The sequence below is a fragment of the Sphingomonas sp. URJC2 genome, from assembly GCF_059803575.1.
Genome location: NZ_JAPFGX010000021.1, coordinates 1 through 26584 on the forward strand (window position 1 = coordinate 1; position 26584 = coordinate 26584).

General features: G+C 69.0%; 21 protein-coding genes. 5 read left to right on the forward strand and 16 right to left on the reverse strand.

Annotation, left to right across the window (positions count from 1 at the left end; translation table 11 throughout):
* A partial coding sequence (gene topA / locus OPU66_RS09230; RefSeq protein WP_498553334.1) for a type I DNA topoisomerase occupies positions 1 to 2256 on the reverse strand: 2256 nt, incomplete at its 3' end.
* Positions 2257 to 2367: 111 nt separating this feature from the next.
* Here topA and OPU66_RS09235 point away from each other — a divergent pair.
* Positions 2368 to 3297: a DUF481 domain-containing protein gene (locus OPU66_RS09235; RefSeq protein ID WP_498553335.1), complete on the forward strand. Its 930-nt coding sequence runs from the start codon at positions 2368 to 2370 to the stop codon at positions 3295 to 3297.
* Positions 3298 to 3773: 476 nt separating this feature from the next.
* Here OPU66_RS09235 and OPU66_RS09240 read toward each other — a convergent pair whose 3' ends face one another.
* The 3 genes from OPU66_RS09240 to rnr form a co-directional block, all read right to left on the reverse strand.
* Complete coding sequence (locus tag OPU66_RS09240; protein WP_498553336.1) at positions 3774 to 5198, reverse strand: aldehyde dehydrogenase family protein; 1425 nt, start codon at positions 5196 to 5198, stop codon at positions 3774 to 3776.
* Positions 5199 to 5491: 293 nt separating this feature from the next.
* Positions 5492 to 5890 (reverse strand): tetratricopeptide repeat protein, encoded by a 399-nt coding sequence (locus OPU66_RS09245; RefSeq protein ID WP_498553337.1) that lies wholly within the window; start codon positions 5888 to 5890, stop codon positions 5492 to 5494.
* 85 nt (positions 5891 to 5975) lie between these two features.
* Positions 5976 to 8270: a ribonuclease R gene (gene rnr / locus OPU66_RS09250; protein WP_498553338.1), complete on the reverse strand. Its 2295-nt coding sequence runs from the start codon at positions 8268 to 8270 to the stop codon at positions 5976 to 5978.
* A 205-nt stretch (positions 8271 to 8475) separates the two neighbouring features.
* Between rnr and glpD the strand changes: the two genes are divergently transcribed.
* Positions 8476 to 9933: a glycerol-3-phosphate dehydrogenase gene (gene glpD / locus OPU66_RS09255; RefSeq protein ID WP_498553339.1), complete on the forward strand. Its 1458-nt coding sequence runs from the start codon at positions 8476 to 8478 to the stop codon at positions 9931 to 9933.
* Positions 9934 to 9982: 49 nt separating this feature from the next.
* Here the strand turns inward: glpD and proS are convergent, their stop codons facing one another.
* From proS to OPU66_RS09285, 6 genes are all read right to left on the reverse strand, one after another.
* A complete protein-coding gene (proS, locus tag OPU66_RS09260; RefSeq protein ID WP_498553340.1) occupies positions 9983 to 11518 on the reverse strand; it encodes a proline--tRNA ligase in 1536 nt (511 codons plus the stop codon).
* 202 nt (positions 11519 to 11720) lie between these two features.
* The gene (mmsB, locus tag OPU66_RS09265) at positions 11721 to 12596 is read right to left on the reverse strand and encodes a 3-hydroxyisobutyrate dehydrogenase (protein WP_498553341.1); all 876 of its coding nucleotides are present in this window, start codon (positions 12594 to 12596) and stop codon (positions 11721 to 11723) included.
* A gap of 57 nt (positions 12597 to 12653) precedes the next feature.
* Entirely contained in the window at positions 12654 to 13427 is a 774-nt protein-coding gene (locus OPU66_RS09270; protein ID WP_498553377.1) for an enoyl-CoA hydratase, read from the reverse strand.
* A 24-nt stretch (positions 13428 to 13451) separates the two neighbouring features.
* Positions 13452 to 14516, reverse strand: coding sequence for an enoyl-CoA hydratase/isomerase family protein (locus tag OPU66_RS09275; RefSeq protein WP_498553342.1), 1065 nt, complete (start codon positions 14514 to 14516; stop codon positions 13452 to 13454).
* Positions 14513 to 15658 carry an acyl-CoA dehydrogenase family protein gene (locus OPU66_RS09280; protein WP_498553343.1) on the reverse strand — a complete coding sequence of 382 codons (1146 nt, stop codon included), beginning with the start codon at positions 15656 to 15658 and terminating at the stop codon, positions 14513 to 14515. The genes OPU66_RS09275 and OPU66_RS09280 overlap by 4 nt, the downstream gene beginning before the upstream one ends.
* Positions 15659 to 15662: 4 nt before the next feature.
* On the reverse strand, positions 15663 to 17156 hold the full coding sequence (locus tag OPU66_RS09285) for a CoA-acylating methylmalonate-semialdehyde dehydrogenase (RefSeq protein ID WP_498553344.1): 1494 nt from the start codon (positions 17154 to 17156) through the stop codon (positions 15663 to 15665).
* A gap of 194 nt (positions 17157 to 17350) precedes the next feature.
* Between OPU66_RS09285 and OPU66_RS09290 the strand changes: the two genes are divergently transcribed.
* Complete coding sequence (locus tag OPU66_RS09290) at positions 17351 to 18316, forward strand: DMT family transporter (RefSeq protein WP_498553345.1); 966 nt, start codon at positions 17351 to 17353, stop codon at positions 18314 to 18316.
* A 31-nt stretch (positions 18317 to 18347) separates the two neighbouring features.
* On the opposite strand, the gene OPU66_RS09295 is transcribed toward OPU66_RS09290, so the two are convergent.
* The 5 genes from OPU66_RS09295 to OPU66_RS09315 form a co-directional block, all read right to left on the reverse strand.
* Positions 18348 to 18662, reverse strand: coding sequence for a hypothetical protein (locus OPU66_RS09295; RefSeq protein WP_498553346.1), 315 nt, complete (start codon positions 18660 to 18662; stop codon positions 18348 to 18350).
* Between the two features lie 172 nt (positions 18663 to 18834).
* Positions 18835 to 19842, reverse strand: a complete 1008-nt coding sequence (locus tag OPU66_RS09300) for a DUF6607 family protein (RefSeq protein ID WP_498553347.1) — start codon at positions 19840 to 19842, stop codon at positions 18835 to 18837.
* Between the two features lie 49 nt (positions 19843 to 19891).
* Positions 19892 to 22069: a TonB-dependent hemoglobin/transferrin/lactoferrin family receptor gene (locus OPU66_RS09305; protein WP_498553348.1), complete on the reverse strand. Its 2178-nt coding sequence runs from the start codon at positions 22067 to 22069 to the stop codon at positions 19892 to 19894.
* Positions 22070 to 22128: 59 nt separating this feature from the next.
* Entirely contained in the window at positions 22129 to 23451 is a 1323-nt protein-coding gene (locus OPU66_RS09310; RefSeq protein ID WP_498553349.1) for a terminase large subunit domain-containing protein, read from the reverse strand.
* A gap of 33 nt (positions 23452 to 23484) precedes the next feature.
* A complete protein-coding gene (locus tag OPU66_RS09315; protein WP_498553350.1) occupies positions 23485 to 23964 on the reverse strand; it encodes a hypothetical protein in 480 nt (159 codons plus the stop codon).
* A 212-nt stretch (positions 23965 to 24176) separates the two neighbouring features.
* Between OPU66_RS09315 and OPU66_RS09320 the strand changes: the two genes are divergently transcribed.
* Complete coding sequence (locus tag OPU66_RS09320) at positions 24177 to 24938, forward strand: hypothetical protein (RefSeq protein WP_498553351.1); 762 nt, start codon at positions 24177 to 24179, stop codon at positions 24936 to 24938.
* 14 nt (positions 24939 to 24952) lie between these two features.
* Here the strand turns inward: OPU66_RS09320 and OPU66_RS09325 are convergent, their stop codons facing one another.
* Positions 24953 to 25444, reverse strand: a complete 492-nt coding sequence (locus OPU66_RS09325; RefSeq protein ID WP_498553352.1) for an SH3 domain-containing protein — start codon at positions 25442 to 25444, stop codon at positions 24953 to 24955.
* An 86-nt stretch (positions 25445 to 25530) separates the two neighbouring features.
* Here OPU66_RS09325 and OPU66_RS09330 point away from each other — a divergent pair, with 86 nt between their 5' ends.
* Positions 25531 to 26520: a 2-hydroxyacid dehydrogenase gene (locus tag OPU66_RS09330; protein ID WP_498553353.1), complete on the forward strand. Its 990-nt coding sequence runs from the start codon at positions 25531 to 25533 to the stop codon at positions 26518 to 26520.
* The last annotated feature ends 64 nt before the right edge of the window (positions 26521 to 26584 follow it).

Below are 26584 nucleotides of genomic sequence, written 5' to 3' on the forward strand. Positions count from 1 at the left end.
GCTCGCCGCCTCGGCCAGCTTGACCACGGCGGCGTTCATGCCGGTCTCGAACACCTCGGCGGTCGAGGCGAGGCGCGCATATTTGCCGTCATGCGCCAGATAGGGGCCATAGCGACCGATCGACGCGGTGATCGGCTGGCCGGTCTCCGGATGCGGGCCGATCTCACGCGGCAGGCTCAGCAGCTTGAGCGCCCAGTCAAGGTCGATCGCCCCGATATCCTTGGGGATCGAGGCGCGCTTGGCATCCTTGCCGTCACCCAGCTGGATATAGGGGCCGAACCGGCCGGTCTTGCGCGCCACATCCAGCCCGGTTGCGGGGTCCTGGCCGAGCACGGCGTCGCCGCCGCTCTCGCCGCCCTCGCCCTCACCCTGGCCGAAGCGGCGGGTATATTTGCAGTCCGGGTAATTGGAGCAGGCGATGAACGCGCCGAACCGCCCGCCCCTCAGGCTCAGCCGGCCCTGCTGGCATTGCGGGCACAGCCGCGCATCCTGACCATCGTCGCGCGCCGGGAACAGATAATCGCCCAGAAACGCATCGAGCGCGGCGGTGATGTCGGAGGGTTTCTGCTCCATCACCTGCGCGGTCTTGGGCTTGAAATCGCGCCAGAACGCCTCGAGCACCGCCTGCCACTGGGCACGGCCGCCGGAGATGTCGTCCAGCTCGTCCTCCAGCCCGGCGGTGAAGTCATAGCTGACATAGCGGTCGAAAAAGCGTTCCAGAAACGCGGTCAGCAGCCGCCCGCTTTCCTCAGGGAAAAACCGGTTCTTTTCCACCCGCACATAGGCGCGGTCCTTCAGCACCTGCAGGATCGACGCATAGGTGGACGGGCGGCCAATGCCCAGTTCCTCCAGCCGCTTGACGAGGCTCGCTTCGGAAAAGCGCGGCGGCGGCTGGGTGGAATGGCGTTCGGCATGCACGACCTTGCGCGCCGGCGCGTCGCCCTGCGCCATGCGCGGCAGGCGGCCATCCTCGTCATCGCCATCGCCGGGCGTGGCGATACTCTGGTCGTCGCGCCCTTCCTCGTAAAGGGCGAGATAGCCGGGGAACAGCACCACCTGCCCGGTCGCGCGCAGCGCGGTGCGGCCGGTGCCATCCTCCAGCTCGACGGTCGTGCGTTCCAGCCGGGCCGAGGCCATCTGGCTGGCCAGCGCACGCTTGAAGATCAGCTCATAGAGCCGCGCATGATCGCCCGATCCGGCACGGTCGCGGGAAAAATCGGTCGGCCGGATCGCCTCATGGGCTTCCTGCGCATTCTTGGCCTTGGTCTGATACTGGCGCGGCTTGTCGGGCACGAACGCGCCGTCATAGCGATTGGCGATGGCGGCACGCGCGGCGGAGATGGCGCTGGCATCCATCTGCACGCCGTCGGTACGCATATAGGTGATCGCCCCGTCCTCATAGAGCGCCTGGGCGATGCGCATCGTGTGGCTGGCCGAAAAGCCGAGCTTGCGCGCCGCTTCCTGCTGGAGGGTCGAGGTGGTGAAGGGCGGCGGCGGATTGCGGGTCAGCGGCTTGGTCTCGACGCTTGCCACGGCGAAACGCCCGGCCTCGACCGTGCGGCGCGCCTCTTCGGCCGCCGCTTCGGTCGCGATCGACAGCCGGTCGAGCTTTTCCCCTTTCAGCCGGACCAGCCGGGCGATGAACGGCGTGCCATCCTGCTCCATCTGGGCGGTGATCGACCAATATTCCTGGGCGCGGAACGCCTCGATCTCGCGTTCGCGGTCGACGACCAGCCGGAGCGCGACCGACTGGACGCGCCCGGCCGATTTCGCGCCCGGAAGCTTGCGCCACAGGATCGGCGACAGGGTGAAGCCGACCAGATAGTCGAGCGCGCGGCGCGCCCGATAGGCATCGATCAGATCCTCGTCGAGCGCGCGCGGCCGCGCCATCGCCTCGGTGACCGCAGCCTTGGTGATCGCGTTGAAGGTCACGCGCTCGACCTGCGCGGGCAGCGCCTTTTTCTGGCGCAGCACTTCCTGCACATGCCAGCTGATCGCCTCCCCCTCGCGATCAGGGTCGGTCGCGAGGATCAGGCGGTCGGCCCCGCGTGCCTCGTCGGCGATTGCCTTGAGCTGGCGGGCCTTGTCGCCATAGACCTCCCATTCCATCGCAAAGCCGTCATCGGGATCGACCGATCCGTCCTTGGGCGGCAGGTCGCGGATATGGCCATAGGAAGCGAGCACCCGGAAATCGCGGCCCAGATATTTCTCGATGGTCTTCGCCTTGGCGGGCGATTCGACGATGACAAGCTGCATATTGGTCCGTTCAGGCCTTTCCCACGCACGCGCGAGGGTGGAGAGCGAGGGGCGCATGCGTCAAGCCGCAAGCTGCTGGCACACGACGCCGCGCCTCGCTACACCATCGCCATGTTCGATCAAGCGCCTCCGGTGCCGCCGGCACTGTCCGCCCCCGCGCCCGCGGCTGCCGAACCCGGCCAGAACGCTGTGCCGCCGGACCTGAAAGCGGTGATCGACGCGGCGATCGCGGCGGGCGACGAGGCGGTGATCGACCGGCTGTTCGGCTATGCGCGGACGGCGCGGCCCGATGCCGCCGCCGCGCTCGATGCGCTGCAGGCCGCCCATGCCGCGCAGCGCGAGGCGGTGCGGCTGGCGGCGGCACAGGCCGACCAGCAGCGCCGCGCGGCCGCCGGCCCGCTCGACAACTGGACCGGCAAGATCGAGTTCGGCGCCAGCCGCGCGACCGGCCCGGTGTCGAGCCTTGGCCTTGTCGCCTCGATCGATGCCGAGCGCGCGGGGGTGAACTGGACCCACAGGCTGAGCGCGCGTGCCGAAGTGCAGGATGCCGAAGGGGTGAATGCGGTCGAACGGATCGTCGCCTCCTGGCAGCCGCGCCGAACCATCGACAAGCGCGGCTATCTGTTCGGGCTTGGGCTGTACGAACGCGATCCGGGCCTTGGCTATGAACAGCGCGTGACCACCGGGGCCGGCGCGGGCTGGGCGCTCAATCGCGGTGACCGGCTGAAGGTCGCGCTCGAAGGCGGGCCGGCGCTGCGCGTGACCGACACCGGCACGGCGGTCCGCGAACGTCTGGCCGGGCGCGGCTCGCTCGATCTCGACTGGACGATCAATCCCCGGCTCGATTTCTCGCAACGGGCGTCGATCTATTACGAACAGGGCACGTCGAGCGGGGTGCTGACCTCGGCGCTCAACAGCAAGGTGTCGGAACGGCTGAACCTGCGTCTGTCCTATGAATACCGGATCGAGGAAGATCGGGAACGTGCGATCAGCGCCTCGGGCACGGTCAGCCGCGCCAGCATCGTCTACCGGCTGCAATAGAGCATTTTCAAGCCGGGTTGAATCACCCGGCGACTCGGAAAATGCGGCAAATCAAAGGGCTAGAGCGGCCGATCCGATGCAATCGGATCGGAAACCGCTCTAACTGCGGGGCGGCCCCGCCCGTCGCCTTGAACCGGGCGGCATTCCGCCTATCTCAGATCAGCTTCGAAACGCCTGCGACCGCGCCCGGGCGCGATCATCCGCCGCCTGCCGGGACGCAGACGGGCGGCGCGGCTTCCCCTCCCTGGCCGCGCCGCCGAAGCGCCTCCGTGCGAGGGGCCGGCTCCGCCAAAGAAAGAGGCCGCCCCCCGTGTGGCGGAGAGCGGCCCAGACCGAAGATCGGGAGTGTCCATCCCGATGCGTCACAACTAACAGCGTTGTCACCAAACGGAAACAGCGCCGATGACAGGGATTTGACGCCCCCTGTGCCGGTGCGGGACAGCGACCGGCACGAAGGGACGCTCATCGGGGTTGGATCAGGCCGGCAGGCCGACCACCGACTTCACCTCCATGAAATCAACAAGCCCGTAGCGGCCATTTTCGCGGCCATTGCCCGACTGCTTGTAACCCCCGAACGGCGCGCCCGGATCGGGCGACCAGCCATTGATCGTCACCAGCCCGGCCCGCAGCCGCCGGGCAACGCCCGCCGCCCGCTCTGGATCGCCCGAAATCGTCGCCGACAGGCCGTAAACCGTGTCGTTGGCGATGCGGATGCCCTCTTCCTCGTCGCCATAGCTCATGATCGTGGCGACCGGGCCGAACACCTCTTCCTGCGCGATGCGCATGTCGGGCGTCACGTCGCGGAACAGCGTCGGGCGGACATAATAGCCGCGATTGACGCCTTCGGGCAGGCCGGTGCCGCCGGTGATCAGGGTCGCGCCCTCGTCAATGGCGCTCTGGATCAGGCCCTGAATCTTTTCCCACTGGCTGCGGTTGACGACCGGGCCGATATGATTGCCCTCGGCCAGCGGATCGCCGACCGGCGTTGCCTCCATCATCGCCTTGATGAACGCGGTGGCTTCATCGACCTGGCTCTGATGGACGAGGATGCGGGTCGGCGCGATGCAGCTCTGCCCGCTATTGGCGAGCACGCCGATCACCGTCGGCGGCAGCACTTCGGCAAGCTTGGCCCCTTCAAGCACCAGATTGGGGGCCTTGCCGCCCAGTTCCTGATGCACGCGCTTGACGGTCGGTGCGGCGGCGGCGGCAATCGCGGTGCCGGCGCGGGTCGATCCGGTGAAGCTGACCATATCGACATCACGGTGCGCCGACAGCGCCGCCCCCACGGTCGGCCCGTCGCCCTGCACCAGATTGAACACGCCCTTGGGCACCCCCGCTTCGTGCAGCACCTCGGCGAGGATCGCGGCCGAGGCCGGGGTTTCCTCCGACGGCTTGAGCACCATGGTGTTGCCCGCGGCCAGCGCCGGGGCGACCTTGGCGACGATCTGGTTGATCGGCCAGTTCCACGGCGTGATCATCGCGACGACGCCGATCGGTTCGTGGACGACGCGGGTGCGGCCGATCATCTCCTCGAACGGAAACTCCCTGAGCGCGCGCAGCGTATACATGAAATGGCCAAGCCCGGCCGGGGCCTGAGCGGACGAGGCCAGCCCCATCGGCGCGCCCATTTCGACCGCGATCGCGCGGGCGATATCGGCCATGCGCGTCTTGTAGACCGCAATGATGCGTTCGAGCAGCGCCGCACGCTCATCGACGCTGGTGCGCGAAAAATCGTCAAAGGCGCGGCGCGCGGCGGCGACGGCGCGGTCGACATCGGCCGCGCTGCCCAGCGTGATCGCGGTGCACGGCTCCTCGGTCGCCGGGTTGATCACCTGATGCGGGCGGCCGCCCTCGCTCTCCACCCAGGCGCCATCGATATAATGGTGGGGGTAGTTCATCATCGCGCGCTCTCCTGATTCTGCCTGGCTGTTCTTGTGCAGCCCCAGTGTGCGTTTTTGTTCGCAACTGGCAAGCCGCATGTCGCGGCGGCAGATCAGCCCCGCCGCGCTTGGCGGAGATCGGGCGACACGAAAAAGGCCCGGGCGCAGGGCACCCGGGCCGTTCGGCCTGCGGCGTGAAGACGATCAGCGCGGCTTAGAGCGGCAGATCCGATCGCATCGGATTAGCCGCTCCAGGCCTTTAATTTACCGTATTTTTTGGGTCGCCGGGTGTTTCAACCCGGCTTGAAAATGCTCTAGCGCGCGGCGATGGACCGGGTGCGGTCAAGCCCGCGCTGCGCCAGATCATGCGACCAGACCGGGCGGCTGGACGCCGTCGCCATCAGCGCGTTTTCGGCCCCCAGCACCTGCCGGTACAATGCCTCGGCCTGATCTGCGCGGCCGGTGCGGGTGTAGACATGGGCGAGGTTGAGCAGCACCGCCGGCTCGTTCGGCTCGGCGACGCGCTGCGCCACCAGCCGCGCCTCGGCCGCGGTCAGATCCTCGCGCTGGATGGCGTTGAAGCCATAACGCTGCTCCTGCGTCGGCTGGGGCGGCGGCACCTGCATCTGCAACTGGGCGGATGCGGCGGTGGCCGACAGCGCCGCGCCGGCCAGCGCGACCGTGACGGGGACAAGGAATGATCCGCGCATCATCGACTCCTCTCAACATGACTCTTTGTTGAAAGGACGATGACAGTCTTGTGACACATGTCAAAAGGAATTTTCGGACTGACGCCTATCATCTTGATTTATGGCGTATGTTTTTCGGTCGTCCGCGCCGGTGAATGACACGGGGCCGGCCGCCGCGCACCGGGAACGGCCCGTCGTCGACCGCATCGGGCAGAGCGAAGCGCAATGCGCCGCTGACCGGGTTCGCCTCGGCCAGCCGCAGTTGCAGCCGCTGGCCGGGGGCATAGACGGTGCCGCTGTGCTCCCCGGTCAGCGTCTGCCGGCCCTCGTCATGGTGGAAATATTCCGCCCCCAGCGTGGATACGGGCACCAGCCCGTCGCCGCCCAGCCCTTCGACCGTCGCGAAAAAGCCGAACGACTGCACACCGGTGATGCGGGCGGCGACCAGTTCGCCGACATGATCGGCCAGATAGGCGGCGACATAGCGGTCGATGGTCTCGCGCTCCGCCTCCATCGCCCGCCGTTCGAGCTGGCTGATCGTCTCGCCGATCCGCTCCATCGCGTCGGCATCGGCGGCGCTCAGCCGCGTCTGGTCGGTCGCCGGGGTCAGGCCGTGCGCGCCGACCAGCGCGCGATGGACGATCAGATCGGCATAGCGGCGAATGGGGCTGGTGAAATGCGCATAGGAGGCGAGCGACAGGCCGAAATGGCCGGCATTGACCGGCGCGTAATAGGCCTGGGTCTGGGTGCGCAGAATCTGTTCCATCACCTGCGGCCGGTGATCGGCATCGCCCACCCGCGCGATCAGCCGGTTGAAGGTCGCGGGCCTGACCACCTGGCCCAGCGCGAACTCCAGCTCGAAGCTTTTGAGATATTCCTTGAGCGCGACCAGTTTCTCGCGCGAGGGCGGTTCGTGGACGCGGTACATGACCGGGGCCTTGCGGTCTTCGAGCGCGCGCGCCGCTGCGACATTGGCGGCGATCATGAAATCCTCGATCAGCCGGTGCGCGTCGAGCCGGTCGCGCGGCGCGACCGACAGGATGCGCCCGGTTTCATCGAGCACCACCCGCCGCTCGGGCAGATCAAGGTCGAGCGGCTCGCGCGCGTCGCGCGCCTTGGCAAGCGCCGCCCAGCAGCCCCAGAGCGGGCGCAGCGCCTGATCGACCAGCGCGGGCGGCACCGGCCCCGCCCCCTCCCCGCGCTCGACGCCGTCGATCGCCGCCTGCGCATCCTCATAGGCGATATTGGCGGCGATCCGCACGACCGCGCGGGCAAAGCGCCAGCCGGTCATCCGCCCGGCGCGGTCGAAGGTCAGGTGGCAGGCCAGCGCCGCGCGGTCTGCCCCGGCCTTGAGCGAACAGATATCGGCCGACAGGCTTTCGGGCAGCATCGGCACCACCCGGTCGGGGAAATAGACGCTGTTGCCGCGCCGCCGCGCCTCGCGGTCGAGCGCAGAGCCGGGGCGGACATAGAAGCTGACATCGGCGATGGCGACGATCGCGCGCCAGCCGCTCTCGATTTCCTCGGCCCACACCGCATCGTCATGGTCGCGGGCATCGGCCGGATCGATGGCGACGATCGGCAAATGGCGCAGATCCTCGCGTTCGCCCAGATCCATCCGCGCCACCCGCTCCGCCTCCGCCAGCGCCTCGTCGGCAAAGCGGTCGGGAATGCCGTGGCGGTGGATGGCGACCAGCGAGAAGCTGCGCGGCTGGAACGGATCGCCCAGCCGTTCGACGACGCGCGCGGTGATGCGCGGCGGCCGGCCGGTCTTTTCAGCCAGCACCAGATCGCCCGGCTCGGCATTGCCGGCATCGGACACGGGCAGCTCGCGCCGTTCACGCTTTTCCACGCCCCGCAGCCACAAGCGCTCGCCCTCGCGGTGCAGCACGCCGAGCAATTGTTCGGAGCCGCGCGCCAGCGTCTTCATCGGATGGGCGATCCAGCCGCGCCCGGCCTCCTCGGTGCGTGCCAGCACCCGGTCGCCGGGCGCCACCGCCGATTGCCGCCGGCGTTCGCGCAGGCGCAGGCGCGGCGGCGGGGTGGCCGCTTCCCAGCGTTCGGGCACCGCCCAGGCCTGGCCGTCCTCATCGACATCGACGACGCGCAGCACCGTCACCTTGGGCACGCCGCCCATCTTGTGAAACGCGCGGCCGGGGGCGCTGTCGATCAGCCCTTCATCGGCCATGTCCTTGAGCAGCGCCTTGAGCGCGATCTTGTCCGCGCCCGACAGGCCAAAGGCGCGGGCGATTTCGCGCTTGCCCGCCGGCGTGTCGGACCGGGTGATGAAATCAAGGATCTGTTCGCGCGTCGGCAGGCCGGGCACGGGCTTGCGGCCGCGCCTGGGCGCAGCGCGGCTGGTGTCGGAGCGGGCGGATGCGGAGCGTTCGGGGGATCGGGCCATGGCCCGGTCTAGACCCCGCCCCGGTGCGATGCCAGCCCCGCCGGGCGGGTGCGGCGGCACGCCCCGGCTTTCGCCGATCCGGCGGAGGGCGTATCGATGGAGTGCCTATCGACGGAAGGCCCTATCGACGGAAGGCCCTATCGACGGAAGGGATGCCGCCGCGCTATGGGACGTGCAACAAGATAGCGTTGTCAGAAGGGCGAACGTGACCGACTGCGATCTTCTCATCATCGGCGGCGGGATCAACGGCACCGCGATTGCGCGTGAGGCGGCGCTCAACAGGCTGCGCGTCATCCTGGTCGACAAGGGCGACCTTGCCGGGGCGACCTCCTCGGCCTCGACCAAGCTGATCCATGGCGGGCTGCGCTATCTGGAGTTTTTCGAGTTCAAGCTGGTGCGCGAGGCGCTGATCGAGCGCGAGCGGCTGGTGCGCATGGCCCCGCACATCATCTATCCGATGCAGTTCGTGCTGCCGCACGATCATGCGCTGCGCCCCTGGTGGATGGTGCGCGCGGGGCTGTTTCTCTACGATCATCTGGGCGGCCGCATGTCGCTGCCGCGCTCGCGCGGGCTGCGGCGCGGATCGCCGCTGCTCGCCCCGCTCAGGCGCGCGCTGCCGGGCTTTTCCTATTCGGATGCCTGGGTCGACGATGCCCGGCTGGTGGTGCTGAACGCGGTCGACGCGGCGCGGCACGGCACCGAAATCCTGACCCGGACCGAGCTGCTGTCGGCCCGGCGTCAGGGCGGGCAGTGGCAGGCCTATCTGGCGGGCGGGCGTGAAATCAGCGCGCGTGCCATCGTCAACGCCGCCGGGCCATGGGTGGCGGAAGCCGGCGGGCGGCTGGGCGTCAACGCCCGGGCCGGGGCGCGGCTGATCCGCGGCAGCCACATCATCGTCCCCGGCCTGTTTGCCGGCGATCATGCCTATATCCTGCAACAGCCGGACCGGCGGATCGTGTTCGCCATTCCCTATGAAAACGGCACCACGCTTGTCGGCACCACCGATGTCGCCGTTGACGACCCGCGCGACGCGCGGATCAGCGCGGCGGAAACCGATTATCTGCTCGCCGCCGTCAACCGCTATTTCCCGCGCCAGCTGACCAGCGCCGACATCATCGCCACCTATGCCGGCATCCGCTCGCTCTATGACGACGGGGCGAGCGAGGCGCAGCAGGTGACGCGCGACTATGTGCTCGAACTGGACGAGAGCGGCCCGCCGCTCCTGTCGGTGTTCGGCGGCAAGATCACCACCGCCCGGCATCTGGGCGAAGTGGCGGTGGAGCGGCTGGCCGGGCCGCTCGGCCTGACCACGCGGCCGATGACGCGCGACAGGCCGCTGCCGGGCGGCGAGATCGGCGATTTCGCGGCGTTCCTCGCGCGGGTGCGGCAGCTCTGGCCGTTTCTGGGCGAAGCGCGCAGCCTCAGAATGGCGCGGGCCTATGGCGGGCTGCTCGACGAGATGCTGGCCGGTGTCACGACCGAGGCCGATCTGGGCACGGATTTCGGCGCCGGGCTGACGGCGCGCGAGGTCGACTGGCTGGTCGCGCGCGAATGGGCGAAGACGCCCGAGGACATTTTGTGGCGGCGCACCAAGATCGGCCTGACCGGCGCAGTCGATCCGGAACGGCTGGCCGCCTATCTGGCGGAAACAGGCAACAGGTAGGCGGGCGGGCTAAGGCCGCCCGCCCCGCTCACCAATCACCGCTCCCGCATCAATAGGCGCGCGCGACCAGAATCCGCTCGACCGCCGGCTTGCCGGTGAAGATGCAATCGCCCTCGGCCGGCGCGGCGTCGCTGGCGACGTTGCGGAAGGTGAGCTTCAGCGCCTTCAGCCGCTCGACCACCGCGTCCAGCTCGGCACCGGTCGGCCTGGCCCAGTTGACCTCGGCCCAGCCCGGAACCGTCGCCTTTTCGGCAAACATCGCCGCCAGCGCGTCGAAATCGGTGATGTCGCGGCGGATATTGCTGTCCAGCCGCGCCCGCGCCTGCTGGTAGAGCGCCTGCTGAATATCCTCCAGCATCGCCGCCGCCCCGGCAACGAAGTCGCCACGCGGCAGGATCTGCGCATCGAGCTTGCCGTCCTCGCGGTAGAGCCGATCGCGGCGAATGACCGAGACATTGCCCCCGGCAACGTCGCGCCCGCCGACCTCGATCACCAGCGGCGCGCCCTTCTTCACCCAGCCCCAGCGCTTGGTCTGCGCCTTGGCAGCCTTGAGGTCGAGCAGCGCGCGCACCGGCTCGCCCAGCGCGCTGAGCTTTGCCAGTTCGGCCTGGAGCGCCTTGCAATAATCGACCACCGCCGCGTCCTCGGGCTGGTCGCGCAGCATCGGCACGATCACGATCTGCCAGGGCGCGACCATCGGCGGCACGCGCAGCCCGTCATCATCGCCATGCACCATGATCAGCCCGCCGATCATCCGGGTCGAGACGCCCCAGCTGGTGGTCTGCGCCAGCTCGAACTGGCCTTCCGAATTCTGGAACCTGATGTCCTGCGCCGAAGAAAAAGTGGTGCCGAGGAAATGCGAGGTGCCGGCCTGCAACGCCTTGCCGTCCTGCATCATCGCCTCGATCGAATAGGTCGAGACCGCGCCGGGGAAACGTTCATTTTCCGGCTTCTCGCCGGCGACCACCGGCATCGCCAGGCAATCCTCGGCAAAGCTGCGATAGACCTCGAGCATCTTCATCGTCTCGTCGCGCGCCTCGTCGACCGTGGCATGGGCGGTATGGCCCTCCTGCCACAGAAACTCGGCGGTGCGCAGGAACATGCGGGTGCGCATTTCCCAGCGCACGACATTGGCCCATTGGTTGATCAGCACCGGCAGGTCGCGCCAGCTCTGCACCCAGCGCGACATCGCCGCACCAATCACCGTTTCCGAGGTCGGGCGGACGACCAAAGGCTCTTCCAGCTTCGCCTCAGGATCGGGCACCAGCCGGCCGTCCTTCTGGACGAGGCGGTGATGGGTGACGACCGCCATTTCCTTGGCAAAGCCGTCGACATGCTCCGCTTCCTTTTCGAAATAGGACAGCGGGATGAACAGCGGGAAATAGCAATTCTCATGGCCGGTCGCCTTGATCCGGTCATCGAGCAGGCGCTGGATGCGTTCCCAGATGCCATAGCCCCATGGCCGGATGACCATGCAGCCGCGCACGCCCGAATCCTCGGCCATGTCGGCTTCGGCGATGACGGTCTGATACCAGGCGGCAAAATCGGCCGCGCGCGTGACGGAAAGGGCGTGCTTGATCGACATGGCCCCGCCCCTAGAGCATTTTCGAACCGGGTGGAATCACCCGGTGGCCCGGAAAATGCGGCAGACAAGAGCGCGCATTTTCGAACCGGGTGGAATCACCCGGTGACCCGGAAAATGCGGCAGACAAGAGCGCGCATTTTCGAGCCGGGTGGAATCACCCGGCGGCCCGGAAAATGCGGGGCAGCCCGGCCTGCGCCGCAGCTCAGTCGAGCATCCTGATGATGCCGGAGAAATCGAGCCCGCCCTGCCCCTGATTGGCAAAGGCCTGATACAGCGCCATCGCCTCCGCGCCCATCGGCACGCTGGCATCGGCATCGGCGGCGGCCTTCACCGCCAGCTTCAGATCCTTGAGCATCAGCGCGGCGGCGAACCCACCCTGATAATCGCGGTCGGCCGGGCTGTCCGGCCCGACGCCGGGCAGCGGGCAATAGCTGGTCATCGACCAGCACTGGCCCGACGCCTTGGACGCGATGTCGTAAAAGGTCTGCGGATCAAGGCCGAGCTTGCGCGCGAGCAGGAACGTCTCGGCGGTCGCCACCATCGACGCGCCAAGCAGCATGTTGTTGCAGATCTTGGCCGCCTGCCCTGCCCCGGCCGGGCCGGCATGGATCACCGCCTTGCCCATCAGCGCCAGAATCGGTTCGGCGCGGCGGAACGCCTCGGCCGGGCCGCCGACCATGAAGGTCAGCGTGCCGCCCGCCGCCGCCGCGATCCCGCCCGACACCGGCGCATCGACCGCCGCCAGCCCGCGCGCGACCGCCGCCTCGGCCACGCGCCGGGCGGTGGCGACGTCGATCGTCGAACAGTCGATCAGCAGCGCACCCGCCGGGGCGGCGGCGAACACCGCTTCCTCATACACCTGCGCGACATGGGTTCCGGCCGGCAGCATCGTGATCACCGCCTCTGCCCCCGATGCGGCCTCGGCGGCGGTGGCGGCGGCAAGGCAGCCCGCCGCCCCGGCCCGCGCCAGCGCCTCGGCCGACAGGTCGAACGCGCGGACATCATGCCCGCCGCGCGCCAGATTGGCGGCCATGCCGCCGCCCATATTGCCCAGCCCGATGAACCCGATGCGCGCCATGAAGCGATCCTTTTTCCGCAGTAACTCAGCCAATATCGGAGGGGCAGCCGGGGGCAATCAGCGCCCGGTCCAGACGCCCGGCCGCTTTTCGACGAACGCGGCCATGCCTTCCTTCTGATCCTCGGTGCCGAACAGTCCGTGGAACAGCCGACGCTCGAACAGGATCCCCTGACCAAGCTGGGTCTCGAACGCGGCGTTGACCATTTCCTTGTTGGCGATGGCGGCAAGCGGCGGCATCCCGGCGATGACGGCCGCGGTCTTGAGCGCTTCGTCGATCAGCGCATCGGCGGCGACGATGCGGGCGACCAGCCCGGCGCGCTCGGCCTCGGCGGCGTCCATCATCCGCCCGGTCAGGCACATTTCCATCGCCTTGGCCTTGCCAATCGCGCGGGTCAGCCGCTGCGACCCGCCCATGCCCGGCGACACGCCCAGCTTGATTTCCGGCTGGCCGAACTTCGCGGTGTCGGCGGCGATGATGAAATCGGCCATCATCGCCACTTCGCAGCCGCCGCCCAGCGCATAGCCGGCGACCGCCGCGATCCACGGCTTGCGCGTCGCCGTCACCCGTTCCCAGCCGGCAAAGAAGTTGGAGCCATACATGTCGGCAAAGCCCTGGGACGACATTTCCTTGATGTCGGCCCCGGCGGCAAAGGCCTTTTCGCTGCCGGTCAGCACCAGGCAGCGCTGCGCCGGATCGGCGTCATAGGCGGCGAACACGTCGATCAGCTCGGCCAGCACCTGGCTGTTGAGCGCGTTGAGCGCCTGCGGCCGGTTCAGCCGCACCAGCGTCACCGCATCATGGCGTTCGATCAGGATGGTCTCATGGCGCATCATTCGGGTCCTTGGCAGCGAAGATCAGTCAGCGGGGGTCCAGGCCTGGTCGGCCGGCAGCGGCGCAAAAATGCCGTCGATCAGCGCATCGGGCACGTCTTCCGGCCGCGCCGCCGTCCAGCGCGGGGCATTGTCCTTGTCGATAATCACCGCGCGCACGCCCTCGAGAAAGTCGGGCATCTGCACGACACGGGCGGCAATGGCATATTCCTGCGCCATTTCGGCGGCGAAATCGGCCATCTCCGCGCCCTCGGCCAGCTGGCGCAGCGCGACCTTCATCGTCTGCGGCGATTTGGTGGTGAGCGTCTTCAGCTCCCGCGCCGCCCAGTCGGACGGATCGGCGGCGAGATCGGCGAAAATCTCCTCCAGCCGATCAGACGCGAACAGCCGGTCGATCAGCGGCAGATTGTCCTCGATCCGCGCCGGGGGCGGATCAGTGTCATAAGCCTCGAGGATCGCTTCGAGCGCGCCCGGATCGGCGGCGATGCGCGCCTTCACCTCATCCAGCGCGGCGGACGGGATGTAATGGGTGGCAAGGCCGAGCAGCAGGCATTCCGCCCCGTCGAGCCGCGCCCCGGTCAGGGCCAGAAACTGCCCCACCCGCCCCGGCAGCCGCGACAGATACCAGCCGCCGCCGACATCGGGGAACAGGCCGATCCCGGTTTCGGGCATCGCAAAGCGGGTGTTTTCGGTCGCCACGCGGAACCGGCAGGGCATGGCGAGGCCAACGCCGCCGCCCATGGTGATCCCGTCCATGAACGCGACCAGCGGCTTGGCGTAGGTGAACAGCCGGTGGTTCATCCGGTATTCGGTGTGGAAGAAAGCGCGCGCCTCCGCCCCGTCGCCCGCGCCAGAGTCCGCCAGCATGCGGATGTCGCCGCCGGCGCAGAAACCGCGCCCGGCGGCATGGTCGATCAGGATCGCGCGCACCGCATCGTCGCGGCTCCAGCCGTCGAGCGCGGCGAGCACCGCCGCGCACATCGGCCGGGTCAGCGCATGGATCGCCGATGGCCGGTCGAGCCGGATGCGGCCGACGCCGCCTTCGGTTGCGGCGATGATGCCGGCCGCTTCGGGTGCCGCGCCGCTCATTGGCGCAGCAGGTCCCGGCCGACGATCATCCGCATCACCTGATTCGTCCCCTCAAGGATCGAATGGACGCGCAGGTCGCGCCAGAACCGTTCGATCGGATAATCCATCAGATAGCCATAGCCGCCATGCAGCTGGAGCGCGCGGTCGACCACCGACGAGCCGGTGTCGGTCGCCAGCCGCTTCGCCATCGCGGCAAAGCGCGTTTTGTCGGGCGCATCGGCGGTCACCTTGGCAGCGGCGAGATAGAGCAGCGCCCGCGCCGCTTCCAGCTCGGTCGCCATGTCGGCCAGCATGAACTGGGTGTTCTGGAACTCGGCGATCGGCTGGCCGAATTGCTGGCGGTCCTTCACATAGGCGACCGCCTCGTCCAGCCCGCGCTGCGCCCCGCCCAGCGAGCAGGCACCGATGTTCAGCCGCCCGCCGTCCAGCCCCATCATCGCGATGCGGAACCCCTCGCCCTCGCCGCCGACCAGATTGGCGGCGGGCACGCGGACATTGTCGAGGATCACCTGCGCGGTCGGCTGCGAATGCCAGCCAAGCTTGCGCTCATTGGCGCCGAACGACACGCCGGGCATGTCCTTTTCGATCGCGAGGCAGCTGATCCCCTTGGGCCCTTCGGCCCCGGTGCGGACCATGACCAGATACAGCTCATTCTCGCCGCCGCCCGAGATGAACTGCTTGGTGCCCGAGACGATGAAATCATCGCCGTCGCGCACCGCGCGGGTCTTGAGCGCCGCCGCATCCGAGCCGGATGACGGCTCGGTCAGGCAATAGCTGGCGATCCAGTCCATCCCGACCAGCCTGGGCAGATAGCGCGCCTTGAGCGCATCCGACCCGAACCGGTCGATCATCCACGCGGCCATGTTGTGGATCGAGATGAAGGCGCTGGTCGACGGACAGCCATAGGCCATCGCCTCCATGATCAGCGCCGCCTCGAGCCGCCCCAGCCCGATGCCGCCCGAATCCTCGGACACATAGATGGCGCCGAAGCCAAGCTCGGCCGCCGCGCGGATCGTGTCGCGCGGGAAGATGTGTTTTTCGTCCCACTCGCCGGCATGGGGGGTGATCCGCTCGGCGGTGAAACGGCGCGCAAGCTCCTGAATCTCGCGCTGGTCGTCGGTCAGGTCGAACTGGTTGGTCATCGGTTCAGCCCATGGTGGGAATGACAAAGGCGTTGCCGCCGTCCGGCGAGCCGTCGGGCCAGCGCTGGGTGACGGTCTTGATCCGCGTCCAGAAGCGCACGCCTTCCATGCCGTGCTGGTTGGTGTCGCCAAACGCCGAACGCTTCCAGCCGCCAAAGGTGTGATAGGCGACCGGCACCGGGATCGGCACGTTGATGCCGACCATGCCGACATTCACCCGCGCCGCAAACTCGCGCGCGGCATGGCCGTTGCGGGTGAAGATGGCGACGCCATTGCCATATTGATGCGCGCTCGGCAGGCGCAGCGCGGTTTCGAAATCGGGCGCGCGGACGATCTGCAGCACCGGGCCGAAAATCTCCTCGCGATAGCTCTGCATGTCGGGGGTGACATGGTCGAACAGGCTCGGGCCGATGAAAAAGCCCTGCTCATGCCCCTGCAGGGTAAAGCCGCGCCCGTCGACAACCAGCTCCGCGCCTTCATCGACGCCGGTCTGGATCCATTGTTCGACGCGCGCCTTGTGCGCGGCATTGACCACCGGCCCGTAATGCGCCTCGTCATCGGTCGACACGCCGATGCGCAGCGCCGCAATCGCGGGCAGCAGCGCCTCGCGCAGCCGGTCGGCGGTGTTCTCGCCGACCGGCACGACGACCGGCAGCGCCATGCAGCGTTCGCCCGCCGAGCCGAATGCCGCGCCGGTCAGGTCCTTCACCACCTGATCCATGTCCGCATCGGGCATGACGATGCCGTGATTCTTGGCCCCGCCCATCGCCTGCACGCGCTTGCCGGCATCGACGCCGCGCCGATAGACATAATGGGCAATGTCGGACGAACCGACGAAACTGACCGCCGCAATCGCCGGATGGTCGAGGATCGCATCGACCATTTCCTTGTCGCCATGCACGACCTGCAGCACGCCTTCGGGCAGCCCCGCCTCGCGCATCAGCTCGGCCAGACGGACGGGGACCGAGGGGTCGCGCTCCGAGGGTTTCAGGATAAAGGCATTGCCGCACGCAATCGCCGGGCCGAACATCCACATCGGGATCATCGCCGGGAAGTTGAACGGCGTGATCCCCGCACCGATGCCCAGCGGCAGACGCATCGAATAGACGTCGATGCCGGGGCCTGCACCCTGGCTATATTCGCCCTTCAGCGCATGGGGGATGCCGCAGCAGAACTCGATCACCTCCAGCCCGCGCTGGATGTCGCCCTTGGCATCGGCAATCACCTTGCCATGTTCGGACGACAGCAGCCGGGCCAGCTCGTCCATGTTCGCTTCGACCAGTTCCTTGAACCGGAACATCACCCGCGCGCGGCGCTGCGGGTTGGTCGCCGCCCAGGCCGGCTGCGCGGCCTCGGCCGCCGCCACCGCGCGGTCGAGCAGCGCCCGGTCGCCCAGCGCCACCCGCGCCTGCACCTGACCGCTATTGGGATCGAACACATCGCCCGTGCGGGGCGAAACGCCGGCATCGCCGACGATGACATGGGAAATCTCGCGCATAAGCCGGTCAACTCTCCTGCTGCCGCCTTGGGGGCGGCCGATAAGCCTGTGCCGCCGGGACCGGCGACGGGGCGGGACGCAATTTTGTTTCGTGCTTTTCTCACCCGGCCCCTAGCGCCGTCCGCCGATTCCGCACAAGAGGGAGAGATGAGAGCGGAGATGATGGCCGGGCCGGACCGGGGGAGGCCCGATTAATGGCTGCGATGCGCGCCGAACGCCCGTTGCTTGCGATCCTGATCCGGCTTGCCGCGGCGATTGCGCTCACCCTCATGTTTACGCTCGTCAAGCTCGTCGAGGCGCATGACGTGTCGCTCGTCGAAAGCATCTTCTATCGTCAGGCGCTGGCACTGCCGCTGGTGCTGGGCTGGCTTTGGGCCGGACCCGGCTTCGCCTCGGTGCGCACCAAAAGGCTGGGCGCGCATGGCTGGCGCACGGTGATCGGGCTGACCGGCATGGCGCTCAACTTCAGCACCTATCTGCTGCTGCCGCTTGCCGAGGCGACGGTGATCCTGTTCACCACGCCGATCTTCGCGACCATCCTGTCGGCGCTGATTCTGAAGGAAAAGGTCGGGCGGCACCGCTGGTCGGCGGTGGTGGTCGGCTTTGTCGGCGTCGCTTTGGTCGTTGATCCGCGCAACGCCGCGCTGCCGCCGCTTGGCGTCGCGGTCGGGCTGACCGCGGCGCTGGTCGTCGCCGGGGTCAGCATCACGCTGCGCCAGATCGGGCGCACCGAAAGCGCGACGACGACGGTGTTCTGGTTCACGGTGATGGGCACGGCCGCGCTCGCCTTTGCCATGCCGGTTGCCGCCAAGGTGCATGATGCGCCGACCTTCGGCCTGTTGCTCGCCCTTGGCATCACCGGCGCGCTGGCGCAGCTTGGCCTGACCGCCTCGCTGCGGCTGGCTCCGGTGTCGGTGGTGCTGCCGATCGACTATTCGAACCTGATCTGGGCGGCGCTGATCGGCTGGCTGGTGTTCGGCACCGTGCCGGGGCCGACCTTATGGGCGGGCGCGCCGCTGATCATCGGCAGCGGGCTGTACATCGTCTATCGCGAGCACCGGCTGAAGCGCCGCGCGACCAGCGCCGCGGGGCCGGCCGATATCGCCGAGGTCGAGGCTGAAGACGGGGCCGAAGACGCCACCGGGCCGGCCCGGGGCTGACGCACGGCACCGGCCACCCGGCCGGCGGCGTTCAGCCGAACAGCAGCCGCCGCACCAGCGCGGCGATGCCCAGCACCACCGGCAGGGCGATGACCGCCCAGATCGCGGCATTGCAGGCGCGGTCGATGGGCGAGCGGCCGAGCAAATGGCCGGTCCCGGCATCGTGCCGCGCATCGGTCGAGGGGCGCGTCCGGGCGACGGCGGTGCGATATTCGGCCTCAAGCGCCGCGACATGGGCGCGGGCGCGCGCCAGTTCGGCGCGAAATGCCGGTGTGTCGACGCGGTCGGCAAAGCTGCCCCGCGCGGACCCGCCCGGCCCCGGAAAAAACTCCTGTCCCCCGTGCATGCTCATCCCCCCGAACGGCTGCGATGACGGCAAGGTGACATTCCCGCCGCCGTTGCGCAAGCGGCCAGCAAATCAGGCCGGCAGGCGGGCAAAAAGGCAAAAGGATGCCCGCCCCGTGGCTCTGCCCGGCAGCCAGAGCCGGGACAGCGGGGCGGGCCAGTTTGGGGGATGTTTACCGGCTATGCTTGGCGATCAGCGCCCGCGCCTCGGCAATGGCCGGGCCGGTTTCGCGCTTTCCATCCACAATCTCGTCGGCCAGTTCCATCAGCCGGGCGGCGACGACCGAGCCGGTCTCCGCCTCTTCGGCGATGGTCACGCCGCGCCCGCGCGCAATCGCCGCGTCCCATGCCGCGCGCACGCCCGCCCAATAGGCTTGCGTCTTGCCCCAATAGGCATCGCCGGCCGCGACGTCATAATCGCCAAAGCGGGTATAGCTGTTGAGCACATATTCCTGCACCACCGGCCGGGGCGGGCCGCCGGCGCTGTCGGGGCCCATTTTCAGATTGTCCTGCCAGTGGATCCAGCCGCCCCCCGGGGCCGGCGAATGGCGGTTGATCGACAGATAGCGGTCGTAAACGGGCTTGCGCACCGCATCGCGGCGCGCCAGCGGCCGCCACGTCCAGCCCGAGCGCCAGCGCGGCACGCCGCCGGTGAGCGTCCAGCGCCCGACCCCGCCATAACGCGGCGAATCATCGGTCTGCCACACCGTCTGCGACCATGCGCCGCGCCGCTCCGCCGCGCCCACCGGGGTCAGCACCCAGCGGTCCTTGCCCTGATAGGTGAGCACGGTTTCGGGTTCATAGGTCCAGTCCTGCCGCCAATGCTTGATGACATGGCTTTTGCCGTCATGGCTGGCGATCAGCAGATGCTGAAGCTTGATGTGGCGGCCGCTGTCCTCGATCACCCGGACGATCTCATGGCCGCCCGAAATCTTGCGGTCGAGCGGCTGATAGCCCGCGGCCCATGCGGTCGCTTCCTGCATGTCGAAGCGGACGCGATAGTCGCCGGCCATGCCGAGGATCGCCGCCCGGTCGGCGGCAAAGGCCGCCGCCTCGTCCGCGCCCAGCCGCGATGACTGGATGGCCGGAGCGGGTTCAGCCTGGCCCGGACCAGCCTGCGCCTGAAGCGCAAACGGGCTGAGGGTCATCGCGGCGGCAAGCAGCAAATGCCTGAGCTTCATCTGTTTTCTCCCCATATCAGGATGTTCTGTCGAAAATGTGCCGGGCCGGTCAGAAGCGCGCGCTGATCGAGGCGCTGACATTGCGGCCGGGCTGGGTGAAGGCGTCGGTGACGGTCGAGCTGGCCGGCAGGCCGCGCACATCGGCCCACCAGGCATATTTGGCGTCGGTGAGGTTGAACACGCCCGCGCGCACGGTAAGCGCCGGCGACAGCCGCCAGAAGGCGGTCAGATCGAGGATGGTGAAGCCATCGGGGCGGAAGCACGGGCCGGTGCACAGCCCCTCGGCCCGGTCGGCGGCCTTGCGCGCGCTCGATGTCAGGATCAGCTCGCCGCCGAACCGCCCGCCGGGATCGCGATAGCCGGCCCCGACCACGACGTTGACCGGATTGATCGTCACCAGCGGGCTGCGGCCGCCATCGGGGGCGATGACGTCGCCCTTGGCATAGGCGATGGCAAAGCGCGTCGTGACGCCCGAGCGGCTGCGCCAGTCGAGCCGCCCTTCCCAGCCATTGATCCGCACCCGGTCGAGATTGACGAACTGGAACACCCCCGGATCGGCCGGCGTCAGCGTGCCGCCGACCAGCTGCTGGGCGATGAAGCGCCGGTAGCGCGCCTGAAATGCGGTGACGCTGGCCGACACCTCGCGGCTGCCGAACCGCACCCCGCCCTCGACGGTCGCGCTGGTTTCGGGGCGCAGATCGGGATTGGCGATCGAGATGTAGTTTTGCAGCGGGTTAGAGAAGAAGTTGTTGACCTGCGTCGGCGACGGGGCGCGGAACCCTTGCGCATATTGGCCGAACAGGCTGAGCCCTCCTCCCAGCCGCGCCGTCGCGCCAAGCTTGGGCGACAGGCGCGATCCGCTCTGTTCGGCCGCGCGGAATTGCGGCAGCAGCGCATCGGCACGCGGATCGAGCGAGAAATGGTCGAAACGCAGCGCCGGGAACAGCGTCACCGCCCCGTCGCCGATGCGGATCTCGTCGGTCAGGAACAGCCCGGCGAGCGTGAAATCGGTGGTCGGAAACGCCCGTGTCGGGAAGGTTTCGCCGGCCGGCGGCACCGTGCCGTCGCGCAGCCCGTTCTGGCGGGTGATCGAGCCGTCGGCGCCATAGACAAGGCTGTGGCTGACCGGGCCGGTGGCCAGTGTCGAGCGCAGCTCCAGCGCCGCGCCGATCACCCGGTTGTCGAATGTGTTGAGCCGGGTGCGGTCGGCGGCGGTGTTGCGGTCCTCGGCGGTGAACTGGCGGTTCTCGCCATCCTGATACCAGAGGCTCGCCTGCATGAAGCGGATCGCGCCATCGCCTTCGCGCCGCCAGTCGAGCGCGACGCGGTGGCGGCTGACGGTATCGCGCGCCGTAAGCCCGATCACGCTGGTCGGCGCGGTCGCCACCGGGGCGATGCCGCTCAGCACATTGGTGGCGATGCGGTTGTCATTATATTCGGCGGTCAGGCGGATGCGGTTGGCGGCATCGGGTGACCAGACCAGCTTGCCCAGCACCGCATTGCCGCGCGTGTCCTGCGGATTGGGGGTGGTGCGGTTGGCATTGGGCGCGTCGTTGCTGCCCTGATTGTCCAGTTCCTGCCCGTCGCGCCGCGTGTAAGCAATCAGCGCCGACCAGTCGCCCGAGCGCCCGGCAAGGATCGCGGTGTTCGACCATTGCTGATCGGCGCTGTCATAGGCCGCACGCACGCTGCCGGCAAAACTCTGCCCGCCGGTCAGCAGATCCTCGGGATCGCTGGTCTGGAAGCTGATCGCCCCCGCCAGCCCGTCACTGCCATAAAGCGCCGAGGCCGGGCCGCGCAGGATCTCGACCGATTTGATCAGCCCCAGATCGACATAATCGCCGCGCCCGGCGGCCTGCGCGCCAAACTCGAACCCGTCGGGCACGCGCACGCCATCGACCTGGATCAGCACGCGATTGCCCTCGATGCCGCGAATGTTGATCCCGGCATTGCCGTCGCGCCCCGTGGACCCGAACGCCGCGCCGAACCGGCTGGGCGCGCGGCGCACGGTGATGCCGGGTTCGAAGCGGACGAGATCGCGGACATCGCTGGCCAGTTCATCGGCAATCCGGTCGGCATCGATCACGGTGACGATGGCCGGCACCTCGTCGACGCTGCGCGGTTCACGGGTGGCGGTGACGGTGATGACCGGACCCGCCTCGGCGGGGGCCGCGTCGGCGACGAGCGCGGCATTGGCAGCCGCGGCGAGGAGCGAGGGAATCAGCATGGCCCGCTTGCTATTGCGAGTGAGATCGATTCGCAATAGCAATTGATGCGCGCACAACCTCAGAGGCGGCTGACCGCGGCGCGCGGCCGTGCGCCGCCGATCAGCGCGGTCATCGCCCACACCATCGCATCGGCGCGGTCGGGGCTGCGCCCCGGCCCGGCATAGCCGCCCCCGGCGAGCAGCCCGGCCATCTGGTCTTCAAGCGCCGGGAAGCAGCCGGCCAGAAAGGCGGTGCCGCGTTCGAACAGCAGCGCCACCGGCTCGGCCCGCGCCGCCTTGCCCCGGCTGGCATGAACCAGCCGCAGCGGCAGCGCGACATCGGCGGCGGCCAGCACCGCCCCCACCATGTCGCCGCCCTGATTGGCCTCCGCCACCACCAGATCGGCCTGCCAGTCGCGCGCGGCGGCGGCGACGGCGGCGGCCCAGCCATGCGGCGCGGCGGACAGGCTGGCATCGCCCAGCACGTAAAGCTGCCCGGCGGCATCGGCCCCGGCGACGACCACCCCGCACACGCCCCCGGCGCTGGCCGGCGGATCGACCCCGATCACCACCCGGGCAAGCGCCGCCGGCCGGGGCCGCCGCGCCGCTTCGATCGCCGCACGCGTCCACAGCGCGCCTTCGACATCGGCCAGCATCTCGCCGTCCAGTTCCTGCCGGCCGAGCCGTGTGCCGCCATAGCTGGCGTGCAGATCGGCGCGCACCGCGGCGGCCAGATGCGGATTTTCGGCCGTCCGCCCATGCGCCACCGCGACATCGGGCAGGCCGAGAATGCGCTGGAGCAGCGGCGTCGGCCGGGGGGTGGTGGTGATCAGCAGGCGCGGATGCGCGCCCAGCCGCATCCCCATCCGCAGATTGTCCCACGCCGCATCGGCGTGCCGCCATTTGGCGAGTTCGTCGCACCAGCCATGATGGTGCTGCGGCCCCCTCAGGCCATCGGGCCGTTCGGCCGAATAGGCATGGGCCTCGGCCCCCGAGGAAAAGCGCAGCAGCCTGCGGCTGGGATACCAGCGCGGCCGTTCATGCGCGCGGGCGACGGCCAGAATGCCGCTTTCGCCCTCCACCATCACCTGCCGGACATCGTCGAGCGTAGCACCGACAAGCGCGATGCGCAGCCCGCCATCGGCGCGCGCCAGCGCCGACACCCATTCGGCCCCGGCGCGCGTCTTGCCATAGCCGCGCCCGGCCATCAGCAGCCAGATCCGCCAGTCGCCGGGCGGCGGCCGTTGCCCGGCGAGTGCAAAGCTCTGCCAGTCGGCGGCGAGCGCGAACGACACCGCATCGGGCAGCGCGCGCAGCGCGTCCAGCACCGCATCGCCCGGCAGCCCGCGCAATGCATCCAGCCACGCCTGCGCCGCGCGCGCGTCGGCCCCGGTTCCGGTCATGCCTGTCATCCCTCCCCTGCTGCCGGCCACCGATCAGTCCGCCCGCCCGACCAGCCCCATCGCCACCAGCCGCGCGATCAGCCGCGCCCGCGCCTCTTCAACCGGCATGGCCGCACCGGTACCAGCCGCCGCATCGGCATCTGCGCGGGTGCCCATCCGGTGCAGCCGCAGCAATTGCAGCGCCCGGTCCCACACCGCCTTGTCGGCGGGGGCACGGCTGCCCGGCGGGTCGGCCATGTCCGGCTGTTCGTCGGCCGCGCCCGGATCGGCGAGCGCGGCAGCGGCCTCGCCGATCAGTTCGGCCTCGATCCGGGCATAGGCCTGATCGATCGCGCGCGCCCAATCGGCGCGGAACCCGGCATCGCGCAGCCGGTGACGATAGACGGTGTCGTGCGACACGCCGGCAGCCCGCGCCGCCTCGCGCACCGTCGCGCACCCCGCCAGCGCATCGAGGAAACGGGTCCGCGCAGCGCCGGCAAAGCGCCGCGACGGCCGGGCACGCCGTTCGGTCATGATGATGTTCCTGAAGGGGGGAGCGCGACGCAAAAACGCAGCGCCAAGCCTTGCATGACTAGCCGATCTGGCCGTTTTTGTCAAGATATCTTGCCATATGGGTTCGTCTATCCCGATGATCGAACCATTTCCGCCGCCCCGCCCGCCCTGCTAGACTGGTGGCCGGCACATGGCTCCACCATGAGGCCCAACAGGCAAAGGACCATCGCCCGATGACATTTCCCGGCCTTTTGTCCCGGCTGCTGCCGGGTGTTGCGGCGGCTTTGCTGGCAGTGCCCGCCAGTGCCGAGCCGACGCCGGTCACGGTCCGCGTGCTCAGCCAAGGCGGCAAATATGTCGGCTCGTCGATGGGCGGGGCGATGGTGCGGATCACCGATGCCGCGACCGGGCGGCTGCTGGCCGAAGGGCCGACCAGCGGCGGCACCGGTGACACCGGGCGGATCATGGGGCCGCAGCCGCGCGGAGCGGCGCTGGCCGATGAGCGCACCGCCGCCTTTCGCGCGACGCTCGACCTCGACCGGCCGCAGCTGGTGCAGATCAGCGCCTATGGCCCGGCCAGCGATCCGCAATCGGCGGTCAGCGTCGCGGTCACGCGCTGGCTGATCCCCGGCTCGGCGGCGACGCTTGGCGACGGGATCGTGCTCGAACTGCCCGGGCTGGTCGTGCGGCCATCGCCCCCCGCCGCAGCGGAGGCGGACGGATCGGCGCGCATCGCCGCGCAAGTGATGCTGATGTGCGGCTGCCCGATCGAACCGGGCGGGCTGTGGGATTCAGCCCGGTTCGATGTCAGCGCCGTGCTGGTCGATGCCGCCGGGCGTGAACAGGCGCGCCACCGGCTCGATTATGCCGGCCAGACCGGGCTGTTCGCGGCACGGATTCCGGCGGCGGCGCTGGCCGGGCGGGCGGTGCGGATCATCGCCATCGACACCAGAACCGGGGCGGCGGGGGTGGCCATGGCCCCGCCCGGCGGCTGAGCGGCAATCTTAGCTTAGCGGTTCAGGCGCTCGTCCGCCGCCACGCCCCACAGCCGGCCGGTTTCCACCCAGCCGCGCCGCCCGGCAATGTCGAGTTCGCACCAGCCATCGGCGCAGGCGCGCAGCCGGCCGATCACGCCGTCAGCGGCACGCCACGCAATCGGCGCCCCCGCCTCCGGCCGGGTGCGCAGCGCCGCTTCGCCGCCACGCACCATCGCCATGCGGTCGTCGCTCAGCATATTGGCCTGCATCCAGCCCTGCGCGCCGTCTGGATCCTCGACCTTGCGCCAGGCGGGAAACACCGCGACCACCCGGACCGGCAGGCCGCGCCGCTGATACATCCACATCGCCGGATAATTGCGCCCCGGCCCGGTGCGGGTGCGCGCCTGACCGGGAACGATGGAGGCCCAGTAAGGCGGCGTCTTTTGCAGGGCGAGCGCATCGCCCGCCGGCAGCAGCAGCGCGGCAGCCAGGATCAGGGCGCGCTTGACAGTCACAGAGTTCATGGCCCCCGTGTTGCCCGAGGCGGCGGCGCGCATCAACCCCGCCGGCCGAGCTTGACGCGCGCCGCCCGGCCCGCCTAGCTCCTGCCATGGCTGTTCTTGCTCGCCCCAGGGTCGTCGTCACGCGCCGCTTGCCCGACGCGATCGAAGCGCGGATGCGCGAGCTGTTCGATGTCGTGCCGCTGGCCGAAGAGCGGCCCCTGCCGCCCGAGCGGCTGGCCGCGCTGATCGCCGATGCCGATGTGCTGGTGCCGACCATTGTCGACCGGGTCGATGCCGCGCTGATCGCCGCCGCCGGGCCGCGGCTGAAGCTGATCGCCAATTACGGCAATGGCGTCGATCATATCGATCTGGGCGCGGCGCGCGCACGCGACATTCTGGTGACGAACACGCCGGGCGTGCTGACCGACGATGCCGCCGACATGGCGATGGCGCTGATCCTGGCGGTGCCGCGCCGCCTGTCGGAAGGCGAACGGCTGGTGCGGTCGGGCGAATGGGCCGGCTGGGGGCCGACCGCGATGCTCGGGCGGCGCGTGTCGGGCAAGAAGCTCGGCATTGTCGGCATGGGGCGTATCGGCCAGGCGATCGCGCTGCGCGCCCGCGGCTTCGGCATCGCGATCCATTATCACAACCGCCGCCGCCTGCCCCATGTCGTCGAAAAGGCGGTCGATGCGACCTATCATGCCGAACTGGACGACATGCTGACCGAAATCGACATGCTGTCGATCAACTGTCCGCACAATGCCGCGACCCATCATCTGATCGACGCGCGCCGGCTCGCCCTGCTTGGCCGGCAAGGCTATCTGATCAACATCGCCCGGGGCGAGATCGTCGACGAACCGGCGCTGATCGATGCGCTTGAACAGGGCATCATCGCCGGGGCGGGGCTGGATGTGTTCGCGCATGAACCGGCGGTCGATTCCCGGCTGATCGGCCTGTCCAATGTCGTGCTGCTGCCGCACATGGCCTCGGCCACCATCGAGGCGCGGCATGCGACCGGTGAAAAGGTGATCGCCAATATCCGCATCTGGGCGGACGGCCACCGCCCGCCCGATCAGGTGCTGGAAGGCTGGGCCTGAGAGAGCGGACCTGAGAAGGCGGGCCTGAGATCTGGCGGGGCCGGGCGGTGATGCGCCCGGCCCC

Bases quoted from the DNA above. Each gene is read 5' to 3' on its own strand.
- OPU66_RS09295 (WP_498553346.1), bottom strand. From the start codon at position 18,662: ATGCACGGGGGACAGGAGTTTTTTCCGGGGCCGGGCGGGTCCGCGCGG.
- OPU66_RS09240 (WP_498553336.1), bottom strand. From the start codon at position 5,198: ATGATGAACTACCCCCACCATTATATCGATGGCGCCTGGGTGGAGAGC.
- proS (WP_498553340.1), bottom strand. From the start codon at position 11,518: ATGTCGATCAAGCACGCCCTTTCCGTCACGCGCGCGGCCGATTTTGCC.
- OPU66_RS09285 (WP_498553344.1), bottom strand. From the start codon at position 17,156: ATGCGCGAGATTTCCCATGTCATCGTCGGCGATGCCGGCGTTTCGCCC.
- OPU66_RS09325 (WP_498553352.1), bottom strand. From the start codon at position 25,444: ATGAACTCTGTGACTGTCAAGCGCGCCCTGATCCTGGCTGCCGCGCTG.
- OPU66_RS09270 (WP_498553377.1), bottom strand. From the start codon at position 13,427: ATGCGCCATGAGACCATCCTGATCGAACGCCATGATGCGGTGACGCTG.
- OPU66_RS09300 (WP_498553347.1), bottom strand. From the start codon at position 19,842: ATGAAGCTCAGGCATTTGCTGCTTGCCGCCGCGATGACCCTCAGCCCG.
- OPU66_RS09235 (WP_498553335.1), top strand. From the start codon at position 2,368: ATGTTCGATCAAGCGCCTCCGGTGCCGCCGGCACTGTCCGCCCCCGCG.
- OPU66_RS09310 (WP_498553349.1), bottom strand. From the start codon at position 23,451: ATGACCGGAACCGGGGCCGACGCGCGCGCGGCGCAGGCGTGGCTGGAT.
- OPU66_RS09305 (WP_498553348.1), bottom strand. From the start codon at position 22,069: ATGCTGATTCCCTCGCTCCTCGCCGCGGCTGCCAATGCCGCGCTCGTC.
- OPU66_RS09245 (WP_498553337.1), bottom strand. From the start codon at position 5,890: ATGATGCGCGGATCATTCCTTGTCCCCGTCACGGTCGCGCTGGCCGGC.
- OPU66_RS09315 (WP_498553350.1), bottom strand. From the start codon at position 23,964: ATGACCGAACGGCGTGCCCGGCCGTCGCGGCGCTTTGCCGGCGCTGCG.
- OPU66_RS09280 (WP_498553343.1), bottom strand. From the start codon at position 15,658: ATGACCAACCAGTTCGACCTGACCGACGACCAGCGCGAGATTCAGGAG.
- OPU66_RS09330 (WP_498553353.1), top strand. From the start codon at position 25,531: ATGGCTGTTCTTGCTCGCCCCAGGGTCGTCGTCACGCGCCGCTTGCCC.
- rnr (WP_498553338.1), bottom strand. From the start codon at position 8,270: ATGGCCCGATCCCCCGAACGCTCCGCATCCGCCCGCTCCGACACCAGC.
- OPU66_RS09275 (WP_498553342.1), bottom strand. From the start codon at position 14,516: ATGAGCGGCGCGGCACCCGAAGCGGCCGGCATCATCGCCGCAACCGAA.
- mmsB (WP_498553341.1), bottom strand. From the start codon at position 12,596: ATGGCGCGCATCGGGTTCATCGGGCTGGGCAATATGGGCGGCGGCATG.
- OPU66_RS09290 (WP_498553345.1), top strand. From the start codon at position 17,351: ATGGCTGCGATGCGCGCCGAACGCCCGTTGCTTGCGATCCTGATCCGG.
- OPU66_RS09320 (WP_498553351.1), top strand. From the start codon at position 24,177: ATGACATTTCCCGGCCTTTTGTCCCGGCTGCTGCCGGGTGTTGCGGCG.